General features: G+C 71.4%; 21 protein-coding genes and 1 pseudogene. 16 read left to right on the forward strand and 6 right to left on the reverse strand.

The features are described from left to right. Positions 1-137 precede the first annotated feature (137 nt). The 6 genes from QM809_RS11980 to QM809_RS12005 all read left to right on the forward strand — a co-directional run bounded on the left by QM809_RS11980 (position 138) and on the right by QM809_RS12005 (position 5521). Positions 138-1475, forward strand: a complete 1338-nt coding sequence (locus tag QM809_RS11980; RefSeq protein WP_415046013.1) for an adenosylmethionine--8-amino-7-oxononanoate transaminase — start codon at positions 138-140, stop codon at positions 1473-1475. After that, complete coding sequence (locus QM809_RS11985; RefSeq protein ID WP_415046014.1) at positions 1472-2635, forward strand: 8-amino-7-oxononanoate synthase; 1164 nt, start codon at positions 1472-1474, stop codon at positions 2633-2635. Before QM809_RS11980 ends, QM809_RS11985 begins: the two co-directional genes overlap by 4 nt. A 68-nt stretch (positions 2636-2703) precedes the next feature. Continuing rightward, positions 2704-3450 carry a dethiobiotin synthase gene (bioD, locus tag QM809_RS11990; RefSeq protein WP_415046015.1) on the forward strand — a complete coding sequence of 249 codons (747 nt, stop codon included), beginning with the start codon at positions 2704-2706 and terminating at the stop codon, positions 3448-3450. 5 nt (positions 3451-3455) lie between these two features. Then, entirely contained in the window at positions 3456-4487 is a 1032-nt protein-coding gene (gene bioB, locus QM809_RS11995; protein ID WP_415047071.1) for a biotin synthase BioB, read from the forward strand. A 216-nt stretch (positions 4488-4703) separates the two neighbouring features. Further along, positions 4704-4940 carry a hypothetical protein gene (locus QM809_RS12000; RefSeq protein WP_415046016.1) on the forward strand — a complete coding sequence of 79 codons (237 nt, stop codon included), beginning with the start codon at positions 4704-4706 and terminating at the stop codon, positions 4938-4940. Next, complete coding sequence (locus tag QM809_RS12005; protein ID WP_415046017.1) at positions 4937-5521, forward strand: DUF2567 domain-containing protein; 585 nt, start codon at positions 4937-4939, stop codon at positions 5519-5521. The genes QM809_RS12000 and QM809_RS12005 overlap by 4 nt, the downstream gene beginning before the upstream one ends. 78 nt (positions 5522-5599) lie before the next feature. On the opposite strand, the gene QM809_RS12010 is transcribed toward QM809_RS12005, so the two are convergent. Then, positions 5600-6295 carry an NUDIX hydrolase gene (locus QM809_RS12010; RefSeq protein ID WP_415046018.1) on the reverse strand — a complete coding sequence of 232 codons (696 nt, stop codon included), beginning with the start codon at positions 6293-6295 and terminating at the stop codon, positions 5600-5602. Between the two features lie 201 nt (positions 6296-6496). Between QM809_RS12010 and nadA the strand changes: the two genes are divergently transcribed. Together nadA and nadC are read left to right on the forward strand one after the other, a co-directional pair. After that, a complete protein-coding gene (nadA, locus tag QM809_RS12015; protein ID WP_415047072.1) occupies positions 6497-7507 on the forward strand; it encodes a quinolinate synthase NadA in 1011 nt (336 codons plus the stop codon). Further along, entirely contained in the window at positions 7500-8420 is a 921-nt protein-coding gene (gene nadC, locus QM809_RS12020) for a carboxylating nicotinate-nucleotide diphosphorylase (RefSeq protein ID WP_415046019.1), read from the forward strand. The genes nadA and nadC overlap by 8 nt, the downstream gene beginning before the upstream one ends. 49 nt (positions 8421-8469) lie before the next feature. Here nadC and QM809_RS12025 read toward each other — a convergent pair whose 3' ends face one another. Continuing rightward, a complete protein-coding gene (locus QM809_RS12025) occupies positions 8470-9978 on the reverse strand; it encodes a plasmid pRiA4b ORF-3 family protein (protein ID WP_415046020.1) in 1509 nt (502 codons plus the stop codon). A gap of 37 nt (positions 9979-10015) precedes the next feature. Here QM809_RS12025 and QM809_RS12030 point away from each other — a divergent pair, with 37 nt between their 5' ends. Beyond that, positions 10016-10465: a GNAT family N-acetyltransferase gene (locus tag QM809_RS12030; RefSeq protein WP_415046021.1), complete on the forward strand. Its 450-nt coding sequence runs from the start codon at positions 10016-10018 to the stop codon at positions 10463-10465. A 100-nt stretch (positions 10466-10565) separates the two neighbouring features. Next, on the forward strand, positions 10566-11033 hold the full coding sequence (locus QM809_RS12035; protein WP_415046022.1) for a hypothetical protein: 468 nt from the start codon (positions 10566-10568) through the stop codon (positions 11031-11033). On the opposite strand, the gene QM809_RS12040 is transcribed toward QM809_RS12035, so the two are convergent. The 4 genes from QM809_RS12040 to QM809_RS12055 are packed head-to-tail and all read right to left on the reverse strand — an operon-like array spanning position 11018 to position 13078. Then, entirely contained in the window at positions 11018-11428 is a 411-nt protein-coding gene (locus tag QM809_RS12040) for a DUF1801 domain-containing protein (RefSeq protein ID WP_415046023.1), read from the reverse strand. The genes QM809_RS12035 and QM809_RS12040 overlap by 16 nt on opposite strands. A gap of 9 nt (positions 11429-11437) precedes the next feature. Next, on the reverse strand, positions 11438-12190 hold the full coding sequence (locus QM809_RS12045) for a hypothetical protein (RefSeq protein WP_415046024.1): 753 nt from the start codon (positions 12188-12190) through the stop codon (positions 11438-11440). Positions 12191-12208: 18 nt separating this feature from the next. Then, positions 12209-12760, reverse strand: coding sequence for a hypothetical protein (locus tag QM809_RS12050; protein ID WP_415046025.1), 552 nt, complete (start codon positions 12758-12760; stop codon positions 12209-12211). A gap of 15 nt (positions 12761-12775) precedes the next feature. Next, positions 12776-13078, reverse strand: a complete 303-nt coding sequence (locus QM809_RS12055; RefSeq protein ID WP_415046026.1) for a hypothetical protein — start codon at positions 13076-13078, stop codon at positions 12776-12778. A gap of 231 nt (positions 13079-13309) precedes the next feature. Here QM809_RS12055 and hisD point away from each other — a divergent pair. The 6 genes and pseudogenes from hisD (at position 13310) to priA (ending at position 18207) form a co-directional block, all read left to right on the forward strand. Next, positions 13310-14639 (forward strand): annotated as a pseudogene (gene hisD / locus QM809_RS12060) (histidinol dehydrogenase). Beyond that, positions 14636-15853: a histidinol-phosphate transaminase gene (locus tag QM809_RS12065; protein WP_415046027.1), complete on the forward strand. Its 1218-nt coding sequence runs from the start codon at positions 14636-14638 to the stop codon at positions 15851-15853. Before hisD ends, QM809_RS12065 begins: the two are co-directional and overlap by 4 nt. After that, positions 15850-16479 carry an imidazoleglycerol-phosphate dehydratase HisB gene (gene hisB / locus QM809_RS12070; protein ID WP_415046028.1) on the forward strand — a complete coding sequence of 210 codons (630 nt, stop codon included), beginning with the start codon at positions 15850-15852 and terminating at the stop codon, positions 16477-16479. The genes QM809_RS12065 and hisB overlap by 4 nt, the downstream gene beginning before the upstream one ends. Beyond that, positions 16476-17141 carry an imidazole glycerol phosphate synthase subunit HisH gene (hisH, locus tag QM809_RS12075; protein ID WP_415046029.1) on the forward strand — a complete coding sequence of 222 codons (666 nt, stop codon included), beginning with the start codon at positions 16476-16478 and terminating at the stop codon, positions 17139-17141. Before hisB ends, hisH begins: the two co-directional genes overlap by 4 nt. Next, entirely contained in the window at positions 17138-17455 is a 318-nt protein-coding gene (locus QM809_RS12080) for a hypothetical protein (protein ID WP_415046030.1), read from the forward strand. The genes hisH and QM809_RS12080 overlap by 4 nt, the downstream gene beginning before the upstream one ends. Then, on the forward strand, positions 17455-18207 hold the full coding sequence (gene priA / locus QM809_RS12085) for a bifunctional 1-(5-phosphoribosyl)-5-((5-phosphoribosylamino)methylideneamino)imidazole-4-carboxamide isomerase/phosphoribosylanthranilate isomerase PriA (RefSeq protein ID WP_415046031.1): 753 nt from the start codon (positions 17455-17457) through the stop codon (positions 18205-18207). The genes QM809_RS12080 and priA overlap by 1 nt, the downstream gene beginning before the upstream one ends. Positions 18208-18210 lie beyond the last annotated feature (3 nt).

An 18210-nucleotide genomic window follows, 5' to 3' on the forward strand; every position in this document is an offset into this window, starting at 1 on the left:
ATACGCACCGGGGGCCTCCGACCCGGACTCCTGTACGTCGTTCAGGAAGCTCCTGTACGGTGTCCAGGTACCACTCCTGGACGACGTACAGGGGAACGACGGTGCGGCGTCGGCCGACACCGAGGAAGGAGGTCGCCGTGGACTCCGAGCGGATCGCCCGGCTCGATGCCGAGCACGTCTGGCATCCCTACGGCGGCTTCCCGGCGTCGGTGCCGTCCCGCGTGGTGGCGTCCTGCTCGGGGACGTCGATCGTGCTGGCCGACGGCACCGCCCTGGTCGACGGCATGAGCTCCTGGTGGGCGGCGATCCACGGGTACGCGCATCCCGTCCTCGACGCGGCGGCGACCCGGCAGCTCGGCGCGATGTCGCACGTGATGTTCGGGGGGCTGACGCACGAACCCGCCGTCGCGCTGGCCGAGCGACTCGTCGAGATGACCCCGGAGCCGCTGACCAAGGTCTTCTTCGCCGACTCCGGATCGGTGTCGGTGGAGGTCGCGGTGAAGATGGCGATCCAGTACCAGCGCAGCCTCGGCAGGCCCGGGAAGCGGCGCCTGCTCACCTGGCGCGGCGGCTACCACGGCGACACCTTCGCACCGATGAGCGTGTGCGACCCGGACGGCGGCATGCACGCGATGTGGCGCGGGGTGCTCGCCGAACAGCTCTTCGTCGACGCCCCGCCGCGCGACCACGACCCGGCGTACGTCGCCCGGATCGAAGCCGTCCTCGCGCGCCACGCCGACGAACTCGCCGCGGTGATCGTCGAACCGGTGGTGCAGGGCGCCGGGGGCATGCGCTTCCACGACTGGCGGCTGATCGTCGAACTCCGGCGGCTCTGCGACGTCTACGACGTCCTGCTGATCTGCGACGAGATCGCCACCGGATTCGGTCGTACCGGCGAGCTGTTCGCGGTGGACCACGCGCAGATCAGCCCCGACGTCATGTGCGTGGGCAAGGCGCTCACCGGCGGCTATCTGACGCTGGCGGCGACCCTCACCACCGACCGGATCGCGCGGGTGATCAGCGAGGGCGAGGCCGGCGGTCTGGCGCACGGCCCCACCTTCATGGCCAATCCGCTGGCGTGCGCGGTGGCGTGCGCGTCACTCGGCCTGCTCGACGACGGCGCCTGGCGGGAACGGGTCGCCATGATCGGGGCGCGGCTCGCGGCCGGTCTCGCGGTGTTGGCGGGCGTCCCCGGCGTGCGGGAGGTCCGGACCCTCGGCGCGATCGGCGTCGTCGAACTGGACGACGACGTCGACATGGTCGCCGCGACCGACGCCGCCGTCGCCCACGGAGTGTGGCTGCGACCGTTCGGGAGACTGATCTACGCCATGCCGCCGTTCGTCTGCACCGAGTCCGACGTCGACACGATCGCCGCCGGGATGGTGGCCGCCGCCCGCGCGAGCCTCGACGGGTCGGGCTCCTCTCTCCGGTCGAGCGGAGTCGAGACCACCCGCACCCCGGCGGCGGCCCGATGACCGGATCGACGCTCGCCTCGACCGCCGATCCGCTGGCCTGGCTGGCGGAGGAGTCCGCCGCGGTCCGGGCCGCCGGACTGCATCGCGACCCGCTCGCCCGACAGAGCGACTCCGCCGAGGTGAACCTGGCATCGAACGACTACCTCGGCCTGTCCCGGCACCCGGAGGTGATCGCCGCCGCGCAGCGGGCGGTCGGGGTGTGGGGGGCGGGATCGACGTCGTCGCGCCTGGTGGTGGGGACCACCCGGGCGCACCTCGACTTCGAGGACGACCTCGCCGACTTCCTCGGCACCGAAGCGGCCCTGGTCTTCTCCTCCGGCTATCTCGCGAACATCGGGGCGATCACCGCGCTCGCCGGACGCGGCGATCTGATCGTCAGCGACACCGGCACGCACGCCTCCCTGATCGACGGCTGCCGGCTCTCCCGGGCCCGCGTCGTCGTGGTGGAGCGGGGCGACGTCGACGCGGTCCGCCGGGAACTGGCCGCTCGGACCGAGCGGCGCGCCCTGGTGGTGACCGACTCGATCTACAGCATCGACGGGGAGTGCGCGCCGATCGCCGGACTCCACGGCGCCGCGCACGACGCAGGCGCCACGCTGCTGGTCGACGAGGCGCACGCCCTCGGCGTGCGCGGACCCGGCGGTCGCGGTGTCGTGGCCGAATGCGGTCTGGCCGGGGCTCCGGGCCTGGTCGTGACCGCGGTCGCCTCCAAATCGTTGGGTGCGCAGGGCGGCATCGTCGCCGGCGGCACGTTGCTGCGGTCGCACCTGATCGATCGTGCCCGCACCTTCATCTTCGACACCGGGCTGAACCCGGCGGCGGTCGGCGCCGCGCACGCCGCGCTGCGGATCCTCCGCGACGATCCGGAGCTGCCGGTGCGGCTGGCGCGCTCGGCGTCGTCGTTCGCCCGCGCGGTCGGCGCGGACCGGCCGTCGTCGGCGGTGGTGTCGCTGATCGTCGGCGATCCGGTCGCCGCGGTCGCCGCGGCCGCGTACTGCCGGGACCGCGGGGTGCTGGTCGGCTGTTTCCGGCCGCCGTCGGTGCCGGCCGGGACGTCCAGGCTGCGCGTCACCGTGCGCGCGGACCTCTCGCCGTCGCTCCTCGAGGAGGTCGCGGGCATCGTCGACGAGGCCCTCCGCCACGTGGGGGTTCGCCGATGATCCGCGAATCCGCTGTGCCCGGCTCGAGTCCCCCTCCGCGTGCCGAGCCGACGGCGTCCGATCGTGCGGTGACGAGTCGTGTCGAAGCGTCCCCCGGCGCCGTCCTCGTCGTGACCGGCACCTCCACCGATGTCGGCAAGACCGTCGCGGTCGCCGCGCTGGCGGCCGCCGCGCGCGCCGACGGTCTGCGCGTCGCGGTGTGCAAACCCGCCCAGACCGGGCTGGTCCCCGGCGAACCCGGCGATCTCGCCGCCGTCGTGCGGCTGGCCGGGGAACTGCCGTGCGCCGAGGTGGTGCGTTACGCCGAACCGCTCGCTCCGGAGACCGCGGCCCGCCGCGCCGGTGCGCCCCACCTGCGGATCGACGAGGTCTGCGAGACCGTCGAACACCTCCGCCGCGAGGCCGACCTGGTGATCGTCGAGGGCGCCGGGGGAGTCCTGGTGCGGCTGGCCCCCGACCTCACGCTGCTCGACGTCGCCGCGGCGTTCGACGCACCGATGCTCGTCGTGACCGATCCGGGACTGGGCACGCTCAACCACACCGAGCTCACCGTCGACACGATCCGCGCCACGGGCTGCGAGCCGGCCGGTCTGGTGATCGGCGCGTGGCCGACCGATCCGGATCTGGCGACGACCTGCAACGTCGACGATCTGCCGCGCCTGACCGGGGTGCCGATCGTCGCCGTCGTACCGGCCGGCGCCGGTGCGCACGACCCCACCGACTTCCAGGCGGCGGCGCCGACCTGGCTTCGCGGTCCCCGGCTCTGGCCGGCCGCATCCGAAGAACTGTTCACGCGTGTGAAGGAGACCCAGTGACCACCATTGACGAGGCCCCCGCGGCCGTCGCCGACCAGACCTGCGAAGACGTCCTCGCCGTCGCCCGGGAGCAGGTGCTCGAGCGCGGGGAGGGGCTGCGCTACGAGCAGATCCTCGAGGTGCTCCACCTGCCGGAGGAGCGGCTGACCGAACTGCTGGAGCTGGCGCACGACGTGCGCATGCGCTGGTGCGGGCCGGAGGTGGAGGTGGAGGGCATCATCTCCCTCAAGACCGGCGGCTGCCCCGAGGACTGCCACTTCTGCAGCCAGTCGGGCCTTTTCGCCTCGCCGGTCCGCAGCGCCTGGATCGACATCCCCGCGCTGGTCGAGGCCGCCAAGCAGACCGCGAAGACCGGCGCCACCGAGTTCTGCATCGTCGCCGCGGTCCGCGGACCCGACAAGCGCCTGATGACCCAGGTGGCCGCCGGTATCGAAGCCATCCGCAACGAGGTCGACATCCAGATCGCGTGCAGCCTGGGCATGCTGACGCAGGAGCAGGTCGACGAGCTCGCCGCGATGGGCGTGCACCGCTACAACCACAACCTGGAGACCGCGCGCAGCCACTTCCCGAACGTCGTCACCACGCACACCTACGACGAGCGCTGGAGCACCCTGACCATGGTGCGCGAGGCCGGCATGGAGGTCTGCTGCGGCGGCATCCTCGGCATGGGCGAGACCGTCGAGCAGCGCGCCGAGTTCGCCGCCGAACTGGCGACGCTGAATCCCGACGAGGTACCGCTGAACTTCCTCAACCCGCGCCCGGGCACCCCGTTCGGCGATCTCGACGTGCTCCCGGCGTCGGAGGCCCTCAAGTCGGTGGCCGCCTTCCGCCTGGCTCTGCCGCGCACCATCCTGCGGTTCGCCGGCGGCCGGGAGATCACCCTCGGCGATCTGGGCGCCAAGCAGGGCATCCTGGGCGGCATCAACGCGGTGATCGTCGGCAACTACCTGACGACGCTGGGTCGTCCCGCCGAGGCCGACCTCGACCTGCTCGACGACCTGAGCATGCCGATCAAGGCCCTCAACGACACCCTGTGATCTCGGCTCCGCTCGATCAGCGAGGGGGCGGCTCGTCGGTCGAGCGGCCCCCTCGCTGGTCGAGCGGAGTCGAGACCCCGGCCGTCTTCTCTCCCCGTGTCGGGCCGGACGGGGACCCGCCCGGCTGCCCGAGTCGGTGACGAACGGAGTGAGGAGCCGTGGCGAAGAGGCTCACGCGGAGCCGGTAGCGTCGAGAACGTGCGAGGAGAACAGTCGATGATCACGGTCCCCGGACCGCTGGAGCAGCCGCTCAAATACGGCGTGTACACCGGACTGGAGCTGGAGCTGCAGTCGCCCGAGGCGATCCCGCAGGCCGCCCGGCTCGGCTTGGAGCCGCCGCGCTACTGCGGTCAGTGCGGACGGCGGATGGTGGTGCAGGTGCGTCCGGACGGCTGGGACGCCCGATGCTCCCGGCACGGCACCGTCGACTCGGTCGAGCTGGGACGACGGTGACGACCGTTCCGGCCGCCGCCGCGGAGTCGTCGTCCCGGCGGTTCGATCCGACGGCCCTGCTGGTCGGCGTCGGAATGCTGGTGCTCGGGGCGGCCGCGGGAACGCTGTGGGCGTTCACGACCCCGGTCGCCACGGTCGAGGTGACCGGTGACGGCGTCGCCTTCAGCGCTGCGCAGACGGCCCGACTGTTCGGCGGCGTCGCGGTCTTCGGGCTGATCGCGGCCGGGCTCGGCCTGCTGATCGGTGTGCTGGTGTGGGTTCTGCTGACGAAGGCCCGCGGACCGGCGGGCGTGCTCTTCGCCGTGGTCGGCGCGGCATCGTCGTCGGGCATCGCCATGCAGGTGGGCGAGTCGATCGCCGCGGCCCGGTTCCCCGGGATCGATGCGCACACGGTCGGGACGTACCGCATGACCGGCGGCCTCTGGCTGACGGACGCGGCCCTGGCCGGACTCCCGACGCCCTGGCTGCTGCTGACCTGCGCCCCCGGCATGGCGGCCCTGGTCTACTTCATCGGCACGGCGGGGGCCTCCGACACCGCAGACGACGAGCCCGAATCCTCCGACCCGGCTACCGCTCCCTGAGCCGTCGGTGAACGCAGTGAACCGGCGCGTCGAAGGGTCCGGGTCGGTCGACACCTGCGGCGGCCTCGGCGGTCGGGGTCACGGCGGGGGACGCAGAGTCGCGAACTCGTCCGTGACCACCAGCCGATCGTCGGCGAACGTGTAGAGCGCGGGCGGGCGTCCGCCGTGACGCCCGGTGCGCCCCACCGTGCCGGTCGAGACGACGACGCCGCGCCGCGACAGCACGCGCAGCAGATTGGTCGCATCCACCGGGTAGCCGAGGGCGGCGCCGTAGATCTCGGAGAGCTCGGACATCGCGAACCGGCTCGGCGCCAGCGCGAAGGCGAGATTGGTGTACGAGAGTTTCGCGGCGATGCGGGCGCGGGCCAGGGCGACGATGTCCGCGTGGTCGTAGGCGAGGGTCGGGAGCCGGTCGACGTCGAACCAGCAGGCCGTGGCGGGCGCGCCGTCCTGCGACACCGAATCGGCGGGGACGTCGCGGTGGACCAGGCCCAGGTAGGTCGAGGCGATGGTGCGGACGTCCGGGACGCGGTCGGGGTCGGAGAGCACCGACAGCTGTTCCAGGTGGGCGATCCGGGTGAGCCCGGACGCGGCGGCCAGGTGGCGCAGGGCCGCGGTCGCCAGCGTCTCGCGCTCGCCCACCGGGCCGCCCGGAAGCGCCCACGAATCGTCGTCGTGCCAGGTCAGGAGGACGTGGAGGGCGACCTCGCCGTCGTCGGGCTCGCGGACCTGGAACACCGCGCTGAGTGCTTCGACGGCGCTGGAGGGGGACATGAACGGTGAGTCTATGCCCCCGGACGACGTTCGCGGGGCACCGCCGGGAACAGTCGGAGTGTGGTCGGTGTTACGATGACGGGACAGTTTTCGATCAATGGTCGAAAACCCTCTCCGGGGCCAGCCCGTCCCGGGGAAGCACGATGAAGGCTGGTAGCCATGACCGCGAGTGTGATCACCCGTACCGAGACCGACCTGGGCATGCCCGACCCCCGCACCGGCATCCCGCCCGCCTACGGCGGCGTGGAGCCGACGACGGCGTGGGCCGACGAGATCAAGCGCCTGGCCAAGGCGCGCAACGCCGTGATCCTGGCGCACAACTACCAGTTGCCGCCGATCCAGGACATCGCCGATCACTGCGGCGACTCCCTCGCCCTCTCCCGGATCGCCGCCGAGGTCGACGCCGACGAGATCATCTTCTGCGGCGTGCACTTCATGGCCGAGACCGCCAAGATCCTCAGCCCGGAGAAGCGCGTGCTGATCCCGGACGAGCGGGCCGGCTGCTCGCTCGCCGACTCGATCACCGCCGACGAACTGCGCGCCTGGAAGGCCGAGTTCCCGGACGCGCTGGTGGTGTCGTACGTCAACACCACCGCCGAGGTGAAGGGTCTCACCGACATCTGCTGCACGTCGTCGAACGCCGTCGACGTGGTGGCCTCGATCGATCCGAGCCGCGAGGTGCTGTTCCTGCCGGACCAGTTCCTCGGCGCACACGTGAAGCGTGAACTCGGTCGCGACAACATCCACATCTGGGCGGGCGAATGCCACGTGCACGCCGGCATCAACGGCGACGAGCTCACCGCGCAGTCGGACAGCCACCCGGACGCCGACCTGTTCATCCACCCCGAGTGCGGGTGCGCCACCTCGGCGCTCTACCTGGCCGGGGAGGGCTTCGTGCCCGAGGAGAAGGTGAAGATCCTCTCGACCGGCGGCATGATCGACGCCGCCCGCGAGACCCACGCCACGCAGGTGCTGGTGGCCACCGAGGTCGGCATGCTGCACCAGCTGCGCAAGGCCGCGCCGGAGATCGACTTCCAGCCGGTCAACTCGCGCGCCGCCTGCCCGTACATGAAGATGATCACCCCGGCCGCGCTGCTGCGCTGCCTCACCGAGGGCAAGGACGAGGTGCACGTCGCCCCCGACGTCGCCGAGCGGGCGCGCCTCAGCGTCGAGCGGATGATCGCCATCGGAAATCCGGGCAGCGGTGAGTGACCCGGTGAACGACGCCGACGCCAAGCCTGGGTTCGTCGGACAGGAGGAGGCGGGCGCGGAGCTGAACTTCGTCGTCACCGAGGAACTCCTCGCGGTGATCGCCACCGCGCTCGACGAGGATCTGCGCTACGGCCCCGACATGACGACGCTGGCCACCGTGCCCGCCGACACCGTGGCCGACGCGCGGATCGTCAGCCGGGCGCACGGCGTGATCGCCGGCGTCCCGGTGGTGCGCGCGGTGTTCGACCTGGTGATCGGCGGCGGCAACTACGTCGTCACCGAGGAACTGGCCGACGGGTCCACCGTGGAGCCGGGGCAGACGGTGCTGGCGCTGCGCGCCCCGGCGATGTCGTTGCTCACCGCCGAACGCACCGCGCTGAACCTGCTGTGCCACCTGTCGGGGATCGCCACCGCCACCGCCGCCTGGGTGGACGCGGTCGAGGGCACCGGCGCGCGGATCCGCGATTCCCGCAAGACGCTGCCGGGTCTGCGTTTCCTGCAGAAGTACGCGGTGCGCGCCGGCGGGGGAGTCAACCACCGGATGGGTCTGGGCGACGCGGCCCTGATCAAGGACAACCACGTCGTCGCCGCCGGTGGCGTGGCCAAGGCTCTCGAAGCGGTGCGCGCCGCCGCACCGGATCTTCCGGTGGAGGTGGAGGTCGACTCGCTCGCGCAGTTCGATGAGGTCCTGGCCCTGAAACCGCAGCTGGTCCTGCTCGACAACTTCGAGCCGTGGGAGACCCAGATGGCGGTGCAGCGTCGGGACGCGCACTCGCCGGAGACCAGGCTCGAGTCGTCGGGCGGGCTCACGCTGGACGTGGCGAGGGATTACGCCCGGACCGGGGTGGACTACCTGGCCGTCGGGGCGCTGACCCATTCGGTCACCGTCCTCGACCTCGGCCTGGACTGGTAGCGACTCCGGAAGGTCTCCGGAGCCGGTCGAGCGTCCGGGGCAGGTCTGGTCAACGACGCAGACGCGGACGTCCGTGGGTGGCGGATCGGAGCGCGGCCGAGCCGTGCAGGACGGCGCGCGCGAAGTCGGCGAGATGCGGATCGAGCCGAATCGACGGTGGCCGGCCCGTCGTATCCCGAGTGGAACCCAGGGAGACGAGGACGTCCTCGACGGGCCGGACGATGTCGGCGACGTCGCGGGCGCCGAACTCCTCCGTCGATCCGCGGAGCCGCCAGCCGCACGTCTGGAGGGCGAACGCCACGTCGCGCCAGCGGCGGTCCTGTTCTCCCGGATCGTCCGCGGCACGGCCGTCGGCGTAGGTGAGCAGCAGGGCGGTGGCGGCGATCTGGCCGCCCGCGGTGAGTTTCTCCAGGATCCGCGTGGTCAGAGCCTCCCACAGGGCGTCGGGACCGGAGGCGGCGCACGCGCCGTGACCGGTGCGGACCAGGTGCCCGTTCAGCACCCGGACCAGGCCCAGCCGGGTCGCGGCGTCGCGCAGTCGACGGATCGGCGCCGGGTGCTGTTCGCGAGTGCTCTCCTCCCAGTGCGGGTCGTGCAGGCCGAGCGTCGTCATGCCGAGCGTCGTCATGCCGTCGAGCACGACGGCAGGCGGCAGCCGTCCGGTTTCGGAGAGTCGCACGCCGTCGGTGCCGACGGCGTCGAGCAGCCAGGCGAACGGCGCCGTCAACCGCTCGCGGACCTCGGGGGAGACCTCCGCCGGTTCGAGCAGCCCGGTACGACGCGCGTACCGACGGAACTCCGACCGCGCCGCCGGCGGCAGGGAGGCGGCGAAGTCGACGATCAGCGCATCCGAGGCCAGATGATGCGGTTCGCGCAGGTCGTCGGCGACGAGCAGCCCGGACAGGTCGTAGGGGTCGCGTTCGTCGGCGCCGTGCTCGAAGTACATGTCCAGCTCGGCCTGGATCGCCTCCGGATCGAACGAGTCGGGAGTCGGCGGAAACCACGGTCCGGCGACCGATGTCGTCCACGCGGTGATCTCGGCGTGATCGGGGTGTTCGGGGTCGGCGAGCGCGGCGAGCGTGTCGGTGTAGCCGCGTGGGCCGCCCGAATCCTCGATCGGACCGCGTCCGGTCCCGTTCAGCAGTGCGACCTTGCGGTGCACCCCGATCGCGGCGGTCGGGGCGGCGGCGGTGATCCGGTGCCGCCAGCCGTCGCCGAAGTCGTACTCGTACCGGAGAACGGTGTGCGGATCGGTGTCGTCCGAGCCGCCCGCGACGTCGGAGGCGAACGCCTCGGAGACGGTGGTGTCGTCCTCCGAGCGCAGTTCTTCGAGGTCCAGGACGGTTCGCAGCTCGGGGGCGCCCCAATGACGGGCACCGGTGCCGGGCCGCTCGCGATCGGTGAACAGATGCGGGTGACGGTCTCGCCAGCCGAAGGCGATCTGGAGGGCGACGTGCAGATCGGCCAGGGAGACGGCCCCGTCGACCTGCAGAGTTCGGGTGATCGGCGGCTCGACGTCCTCGAGTTCGACGAGAAGGGTGAGTCGGGCGGCGGTCATGGGCGAAGCCTACGACGGAATGGGGGAGGATCGGTGAGTGACTTCGACCATTCACCGTGCCGCCACCGCCGACCTCGACCCCGCGACGCTCTACGCGATCCTGAGGCTGCGGGTGGACGTCTTCGTCGTCGAACAGGACTGCGCGTACCCCGAACTCGACGGCCGGGACCTGGAACCGGCGACACGGCAGTTCTGGTGCACCGACGACTCCGGCGCGGTGGTCGCGACCGCGCGGCTGCTGCACGACGAACTCCCCGGGGGCTCGGTCTGCCGCGTCGGCAGACTGTGCGCGGCGCAGGCCGTGCGGGGGACCGGGATCACCACGCGGTTGATGGCGGCGATGCTCGACGAGATCGGGGAGCGGCCGAGCGTCCTCGACGCCCAGTCGCACCTGACCGGGATGTACGAACGATTCGGTTACGCGGTCGACGGCCCGGAGTTCGTCGAGGACGGGATCCCGCACACCCCTATGCGACGCGAGACCTGAGGTCAAGGACCGATCCGAGCGGCCTGTGGACGACGCCGACTGTCCACAGATCGCTCGCTCGGGTCTGTCGGCGACGACGCCGGAACGGGATCGTCGTCACATGGGAATCCGCTACTACGCCTATCCGCTCCGACCCGACCAGCTCGGCCCCGCGCACCGCGATCCGTGGCCGTTCCTCTCCGGCGACCTGCTGCTGGACGCGCGGGGTCCGGCGAGGAACCGGCCCCGCATGCTCTACCTCGACAGATACTGGTGCGAACTGAAACGACTCTTCGCGCCGGCCGACGACGACCCGCGGCCGCGGATGGCCGCCGAACTGGTGCGCGGAACGGTCGGCAGATCGGGAGCGGGGTGGTGCGAGGCCTACACCGCGGTCCGCGGCCCCGACGCGGTGTCCGCGATCGCTCACGACCTCGCGCGGATGAAACCGATCGACGAGGCGACCGCGAAGGAGATCGGCCGCCCGAACTCGACTGCCGACCAGGTGAACGGCTACCTGAGGCGAGCGCAGGACTTCACGGCCGGACTCGCCCGCGACGGGCTCGGTCTGGTCTATCTGATCGGCTGATCATGGACGTTCCACGCCCGTTCGATCAGCTCCCGCAGCACGGCTCGGTCGACGTCGTCGAGCCGCTTCACGTACAGGCAGCCCTTGCCGACGGTGTGCGCGCCGAGCCGGCCGAGGAGATCGTCGTTGCTGCCGTCGTAGGTGAGGCCGTACAGGGTGAGCGCGGCCTTCCGCGGGGAGAGGCCGATCGCGAACCAGTCGTGCGCTCTGCCGTCGGCGGTGGTGTACGGCCGATCACCGAAACCGACGATCGCCGAACCCCACATCACCGGCTCGACCCCGGACACCTCGCGCATCAGTGCGCAGACTGCCTGGGCGGCGGCGCGTCGTCGTTCCTCGGTGACGTCGGCGAGGAACTCGTCGGCGGAGACCTCGGTGGGCCGCGTCTTCGTCATGCATCGAGGTTACGGCCGTGCGGTCCGGTCCGGGACATCGACGGGATCTCGATGTCGAGCACCGTCATCCATGGCGCGCAGCGAACGCGGTCGGTCATCGAAGGTGATCCACCGGTCGTCTCGAAGCGTCTCCAGGAGGAGAAGCAGTGCCTGTTCACGCCAGCGGTCCTGTTTCCATCCGTCGGGAGCATCGAAGAACTCCGTCACCGGGTGCCCGGGGCGATCGAGGAACGGAGTGATCGCTTCACGCCACGTCGGACCTCGTCCGTCGGCAGACCAGTGTTGTGCGACGACGTCGGTGAACTCGTCCGCGAACGAGACGAGCACGGTGTTCGGGAACACCTCAGCGAATCGCTTCCGGACCTCGGAACCGACTCTGTGCAGCCGATGGCCGCGGGCGCCGAGAGCGTACGCATCGGAGGAGACACGACCGCGACGGACGGATTCGGGCTGGTGGCCCAGGTGCACACCGTTGCCCGCGGGACAGCGATACGAGTGGGTGTCATGCAACTGACGAGTCCGGGCGGCCCGACGCGCTGCGTTCCGAGACGGAAAAGCGACCTTGTCGCACCGTCGACAGCGAAACGCGAGCGCCGAGAGGTCCCCGCCGCCGTCGGACCTCTTCTCGTTCTTCCGGTAGGTCGTCATGGTCTTCCTCCGTCCGTGGCGTCCGCCTGTGTTCTCCGCGACAAGGTAGACCGGGGGTACGACAGCGACGAGAAGCGTCGATCCGTGACGGCGGTACGGGCCGGAGAGCAGCACAGCCCCGAACCAGTCGCGTCAGGAGACCGTCGTCAGGGAGAACGCGTCGTCGCCCACCGACGCCTTGTCGGCGTTCGGCAGATACTTCTCGACCAACGTGGGATCGCGCTCGACCGTCACCGTCTGGCACATCCGGAAATCCGGCAGACCGAGTTGCAGGGGCGCCGAACACTCCTGACGGTAGTGGTCGTTCACGCGGATCGTGTACGACGCCAGTCCGGTCGACGTCCGGAAGACCACGACCTTGGTGTCGCCGGAGGCGTTGAGCGGAACCTCGGCCTCCTTGCGCGCGGCTTCGATCGCGATCGTGAGCCGCCCTCCGGTCTCGGCGGCCTTCCGCAGCGCGGTCACGAATCGATCGGACTTCGACGGCGTGATCACCCCGTCGACCGAGAACGGATCGGAGGCGCCGGTGCTCGACGCGTCGGCATCCTGACCGGTCGCGGGCACGGTCGTGGTGACGGTCCGGATCTCCGGTGCGTCCGACGCGTCGTCGGCGCCGCCGGACGAACACCCGGCGGCCGCCAGGACCGCCGCCGTGCCCACGATCAGGAGTGCGGATCGTCGCATGGGAGCGGCCCCGGTTCAGGACGCGGGCGGAGTGTCCGCGGACCGGTCCTGGGAGGAGCCCGAATCGGGAGCGTCGTCGCCCTGTCCGGTGGCTTTCTTCATCACCTCGCCGACGGCACCGGCCGCACTGCCCGCGGCACTGATGCCCTCGGTGGCGGCGGTGGTGGCGATGTCGGTGATGCTGCTCGCCATCTTGGTGGCGCCGCCCTTGATGTCGCCCTTGAGGAGGTCGCCCGCGCTCTCGACGATGTCGCCGGACCTGGCCACCGAATTGGTCGCGATGTTCTTGATGGAATCGAAGGAATCGGAGATCCCCATGGGAGCCGCCTCTCGTCGTACGGACCGGACGTGTCCAACCTAAGCGTGCGGCGAGTGCACGGCACCGGATTCGGTGGAACTCCAGGACCGAGGGCCCGGTTTCCCGCTCCGCGGGTTCCACGCGCGCCGGACTCGAAGGACTGGTTGGAAAGGCTTTGCCAACGGCGCATATCCTTGAGGGGGCCGTCCGGCCGTCCCCGCTACGAACCACAGAAGTGGAGCACTCAGCCAATGCTCGCCAGAACCGATCTGCGCGGCGCCCACGTGACGCTCAGCCAGTTGCGTCGCGCCCTGCCGCGCGGTGGTACCGACATCAACTCCGTCCTCCCGGTGGTCACGCCGGTGGTGGAGGCGATCGCCGAGCATGGAGCCTCCGCCGCCCTCGACTACACCGAGAAGTTCGACAGGATCCGTCCCGGTTCGGTGCGGGTCCCGGCCGAGGTGATCGCTCGGGCCCGCGCCGACCTCGACCCGGCCGTCACTGATGCGCTCGAGGAGGCGATCCGCCGGGCGCGCCTGGTCCACGCCGACCAGCGTCGCCAGACCTCGGTGACCACCGTGGTCGACGGCGGCACCGTCGCCGAGAAGTGGATCCCGGTCGGCCGCGTGGGTCTCTACGTCCCGGGCGGCAACGCCGTCTACCCGTCGTCGGTCGTCATGAACGTGGTGCCCGCGCAGGAGGCGGGTGTCGGTTCGCTGGTCGTCGCCTCCCCGGCGCAGGCCGATTTCGGCGGCTGGCCGCACCCCACGATCCTGGCCGCGTGCGCGCTGCTCGGCGTCGACGAGGTCTGGGCCGTCGGCGGCGCCCAGGGCATCGCGCTGCTGGCCTACGGCGGCACCGACACCACCGGCGCCGACCTCGATCCGGTCGACCTGATCACCGGCCCCGGCAACATCTACGTGACCGCCGCCAAGCGCCTGGTCCGCGGCGTGGTCGGCATCGACTCCGAGGCCGGCCCCACCGAGATCGCGATCCTGGCCGACGAGACCGCCGACCCGGCCGTCATCGCCGCCGATCTGATCAGCCAGGCCGAACACGACGTCCTCGCCGCCTCCGTGCTGGTGACCGACAGCGAGACGCTCGCCGACGCCGTCGACACCGAGGTCGCCCGGCAGGCCGCCGCCACCAAGCACACCGAACGCGTGCACACCGCACTCGAGCGGTCCGCAGTCCGGCATCGTCCTGGTCGACGACGTCGACGCGGGCCTGCGCGTGGTGGACGCCTACGCCGCCGAGCACCTGGAGATCCAGACCCGCGACGCCGCGGCCGTCGCCGACCGGGTGACCAGCGCCGGCGCGATCTTCGTCGGCACCTACTCGCCGGTGAGCCTCGGCGACTACTGCGCGGGCTCCAACCACGTGCTGCCCACCTCCGGCTCGGCCCGGTACTCGTCGGGTCTGTCGGTGCAGACCTTCCTGCGCGGCGTGCACGTCATCGACTACGACCGCGCCGCGCTGGCCGGAATCGCCGACCGCGTCGTCACCCTCGCCCAGGCCGAGGACCTGCCCGCGCACGGCGACGCGGTCACGGTCCGCTTCGCCGCGGAGGCCGACCGATGACGGGGGAGGGCGGGGCTTCGACGGGCTCAGCCGGCGCCGAGAACTCGGCCGCTGCCGAGAACTCGGTCGACGCGGGGACGGACAGCGGGACGCCACGGGTGATCGGCGGCAGGATCGGGCTCGACGATCTGCCGCTGCGCGAGTCGCTGCGCGGGAAGAGCGCCTACGGCGCACCGCAGCTGTCGGTGTCGGTGGTCCTCAACACCAACGAGAACCCGCACCCGCCGAGCCGGGCCCTCGTCGACGACATCGCCGAGGCCGTCGCCGACTGCGCCGGAGACCTGCACCGCTACCCGGATCGCGATGCGCGCGCGCTGCGCACCGACCTCGCCGACTACCTGTCCGACGCGACCGGCGTGCCGCTGACCGCGGACAACGTCTGGGCGGCGAACGGCTCCAACGAGATCCTGCAGCAGATCCTGCAGGCGTTCGGCGGCCCCGGCCGCAGCGCGCTCGGCTTCACGCCGTCGTACTCGATGCACCCGATCATCTCCGACGGCACCCAGACCGCCTGGATCGACGCCGAGCGGGCCGCCGACTTCGGCCTGGACATCGACTACGCGGTCGGCGAGATCACCGCGCGGCGCCCCGACGTCGTGTTCGTCACCTCGCCGAACAACCCGACCGGCGGCTCCCTCGCGCCGGACGACCTGCGCCGGATCCTCGACGCCGCACCGGGCATCGTGATCGTCGACGAGGCCTACGGAGAGTTCTCCGACCGTCCGAGCGCCGTCGGTCTGATCGACGAGTGCCCGTCGAAGATCATCGTCTCGCGCACCATGAGCAAGGCCTTCGCCTTCGCCGGCGGACGCCTGGGCTATCTGGCGGCCGCTCCCGCGATGATCGACGCGTTGCTGCTGGTCCGGCTGCCGTACCACCTGTCGATGCTCACCCAGGCCGCCGCACGGGTGGCGCTGCGCCACAGCACCGAGACCCTCGCCGGGGTCGCGGCGATCGTCGCCGAACGTAGACGGGTGGCCGCCGAGCTCACCGCGATGGGCTTCGACGTGATCGCCTCGGACGCGAACTTCCTGCTGTTCGGCGAGTTCGACGACGCGCCCGCCACCTGGCGGCGCTACCTCGACCACGGCGTGCTGATCCGCGACGTCGGCATCCCGGGCCGCCTGCGGGCCACCATCGGCCTGCCCGCCGAGAACGACGTCTTCCTGGACGTGAGCCGGACGCTCACGTCGGACCGAAAGGCCACCGCATGAGCCGCAAGGCCCGCATCGAGCGCACCACGCGCGAATCGTCGATCACCGTCGAGATCGACCTCGACGGCACCGGCGCCACCGACATCTCCACCCGGGTGCCGTTCTTCGACCACATGCTCACCGCGTTCGGCGCGCACGGCGGCTTCGACCTGACCGTGCAGGCCGTCGGCGACATCGAGATCGAAGCCCACCACACGGTCGAGGACACGATGATCGTGCTCGGCCAGGCGATCGCCGAAGCCCTCGGCGACAAGCGCGGCATCCGGCGTTTCGCCGACGCGTGGATCCCTATGGACGAGACGCTCGTGCAAGCCGTCGTGGACGTGTCCGGCCGCCCCTACTGCGTCTTCACCGGCGAGCCCGACCACATGCTGACCTCGGTGATCGGCGGATACTCCGGCGGCGACAAGGGCCCGACGACCACCTACGCGACCGTGATCAACCAGCACGTGTGGGAGTCGCTGGCCCTCAACGCCCGGATCGCGCTGCACGTGCGCGTGCTGTACGGCCGCGACCCGCACCACATCACCGAGGCCGAGTTCAAGGCCGTGGCCCGCGCGCTGCGCGCCGCCGTCGAACCCGATCCGCGGGTCACCGGCATCCCGTCCACCAAGGGCACGCTGTGAGCGCCCCGGACACGGCCGCCGCGGGGACCGTCCCGAACGTCGCCCTGCTCGACTACGGCTCGGGCAACGTGCGCTCGGCGCAACGCGCCCTGGAGCGGGCCGGAGCCCGGGTCGAGGTGACCGCCGACTTCGACACGGCGCTGACCGCCGACGGCCTGCTGGTCCCCGGTGTGGGCGCCTACGAGGCGTGCATGGAGGGGCTGCGCGCGGTCCGCGGCGACCGGATCATCGGACGGCGTCTCGCCGGCGGCCGCCCGGTCCTGGGCATCTGCGTCGGCATGCAGATCCTGTTCGAGCAGGGCGTCGAGTTCGGCGTCGAGACCGCCGGGTGCGGCGAATGGCCGGGCGCGGTGACGCGACTGCCCGCCGAGGTGCTGCCGCACATGGGCTGGAACACCGTCGACGCCCCCGCCGACTCGCAGATGTTCGCCGGAATCGCTCCGGAGGCGCGCTTCTACTTCGTGCACTCCTATGCCGCCCAGACCTGGGAGATGGACAACGAGGACTCGCCGCTGCGCGCGCCGAAGCTCACCTGGACCACCTACGGCGCCCCGTTCCTGTCCGCGGTGGAGAACGGGCCGCTGTGGGCCACGCAGTTCCACCCGGAGAAGTCCGGCGACGTCGGCGCGGCGCTGCTGCGCAACTGGGTGGCCACCCTGTGACCGAGCGGTCCGCCACCGGAGGAGCGGCGCGACGACGCCCCCGGGCCGACGAGGAGTTCTCGTTCGGCCGGATGGTCGCCCGCGCCCTCGGGGCGGCCGTGCTGGTGCTGATCCTGACGATCCCGCTCGTGTGGTGGCTCGCCCGGACCGCGGCGACCGCCGCCCTGGGCGTGGCGACCGGCGCCGTCGTCGTGATGTTGATCGTGATGGCCCTGGTCGCGCGCTATGAACTGCGCGGGATCCAGCGCGAGATCGACGATTTGAAGAACCCCACCGAAGACCCCCTGACCCCGAGAGAAAGCCGATCCCACTGATGGCCCAGATCCTGGAACTCCTGCCCGCCGTCGACATCGTCGACGGTCAGGCCGTCCGCCTGGTGCAGGGCGCCGCGGGCTCGGAGACGTCGTACGGCACCCCGCGCGATGCGGCCCTGGCCTGGGAGCGCGACGGTGCCGAGTGGATCCACATGGTCGACCTCGACGCCGCCTTCGGGCGCGGCGAGAACCGTGCGGTGATCAGCGAGGTGGCCGCCGAACTCAACGTGAAGCTGGAACTGTCCGGCGGCATCCGCGACGACGCCTCGCTGGCGGCGGCGCTCGCCACCGGCTGCACCCGCGTCAACCTGGGCACCGCGGCGATCGAGAACCCCGAATGGTGTGCGAAGGCCATCGCCGAGCACGGCGACAAGATCGCCGTCGGCCTGGACGTGCTGCGCGACGACACCGGCGCCTACCGGGTGCGCGGCCGCGGCTGGGTGACCGACGGCGGTGACCTCTGGGAGATCCTGGAACGCCTGGACGGCGACGGCTGCGCGCGCTACGTGGTGACCGACGTGAGCAAGGACGGCACCCTGACCGGCCCGAACCTGGAGCTGCTGGAGCAGGTGGCCCGCGCGACCGACGCGCCCGTCATCGCCTCCGGCGGGATCTCGGCGCTCGACGACCTGGTGGCCATCGCCGGTCTGGCTCCGCTCGGCGTGGAGGGCGCGATCATCGGCAAGGCGCTCTACGCCGGTCGGTTCACCCTGCCCGAGGCCCTGGCGGCCGTGGCCGCGGCAGCGCAGTAACCG

This window comes from Gordonia sp. (in: high G+C Gram-positive bacteria) (genome assembly GCF_047600385.1).
Classification (GTDB): domain Bacteria; phylum Actinomycetota; class Actinomycetes; order Mycobacteriales; family Mycobacteriaceae; genus Gordonia.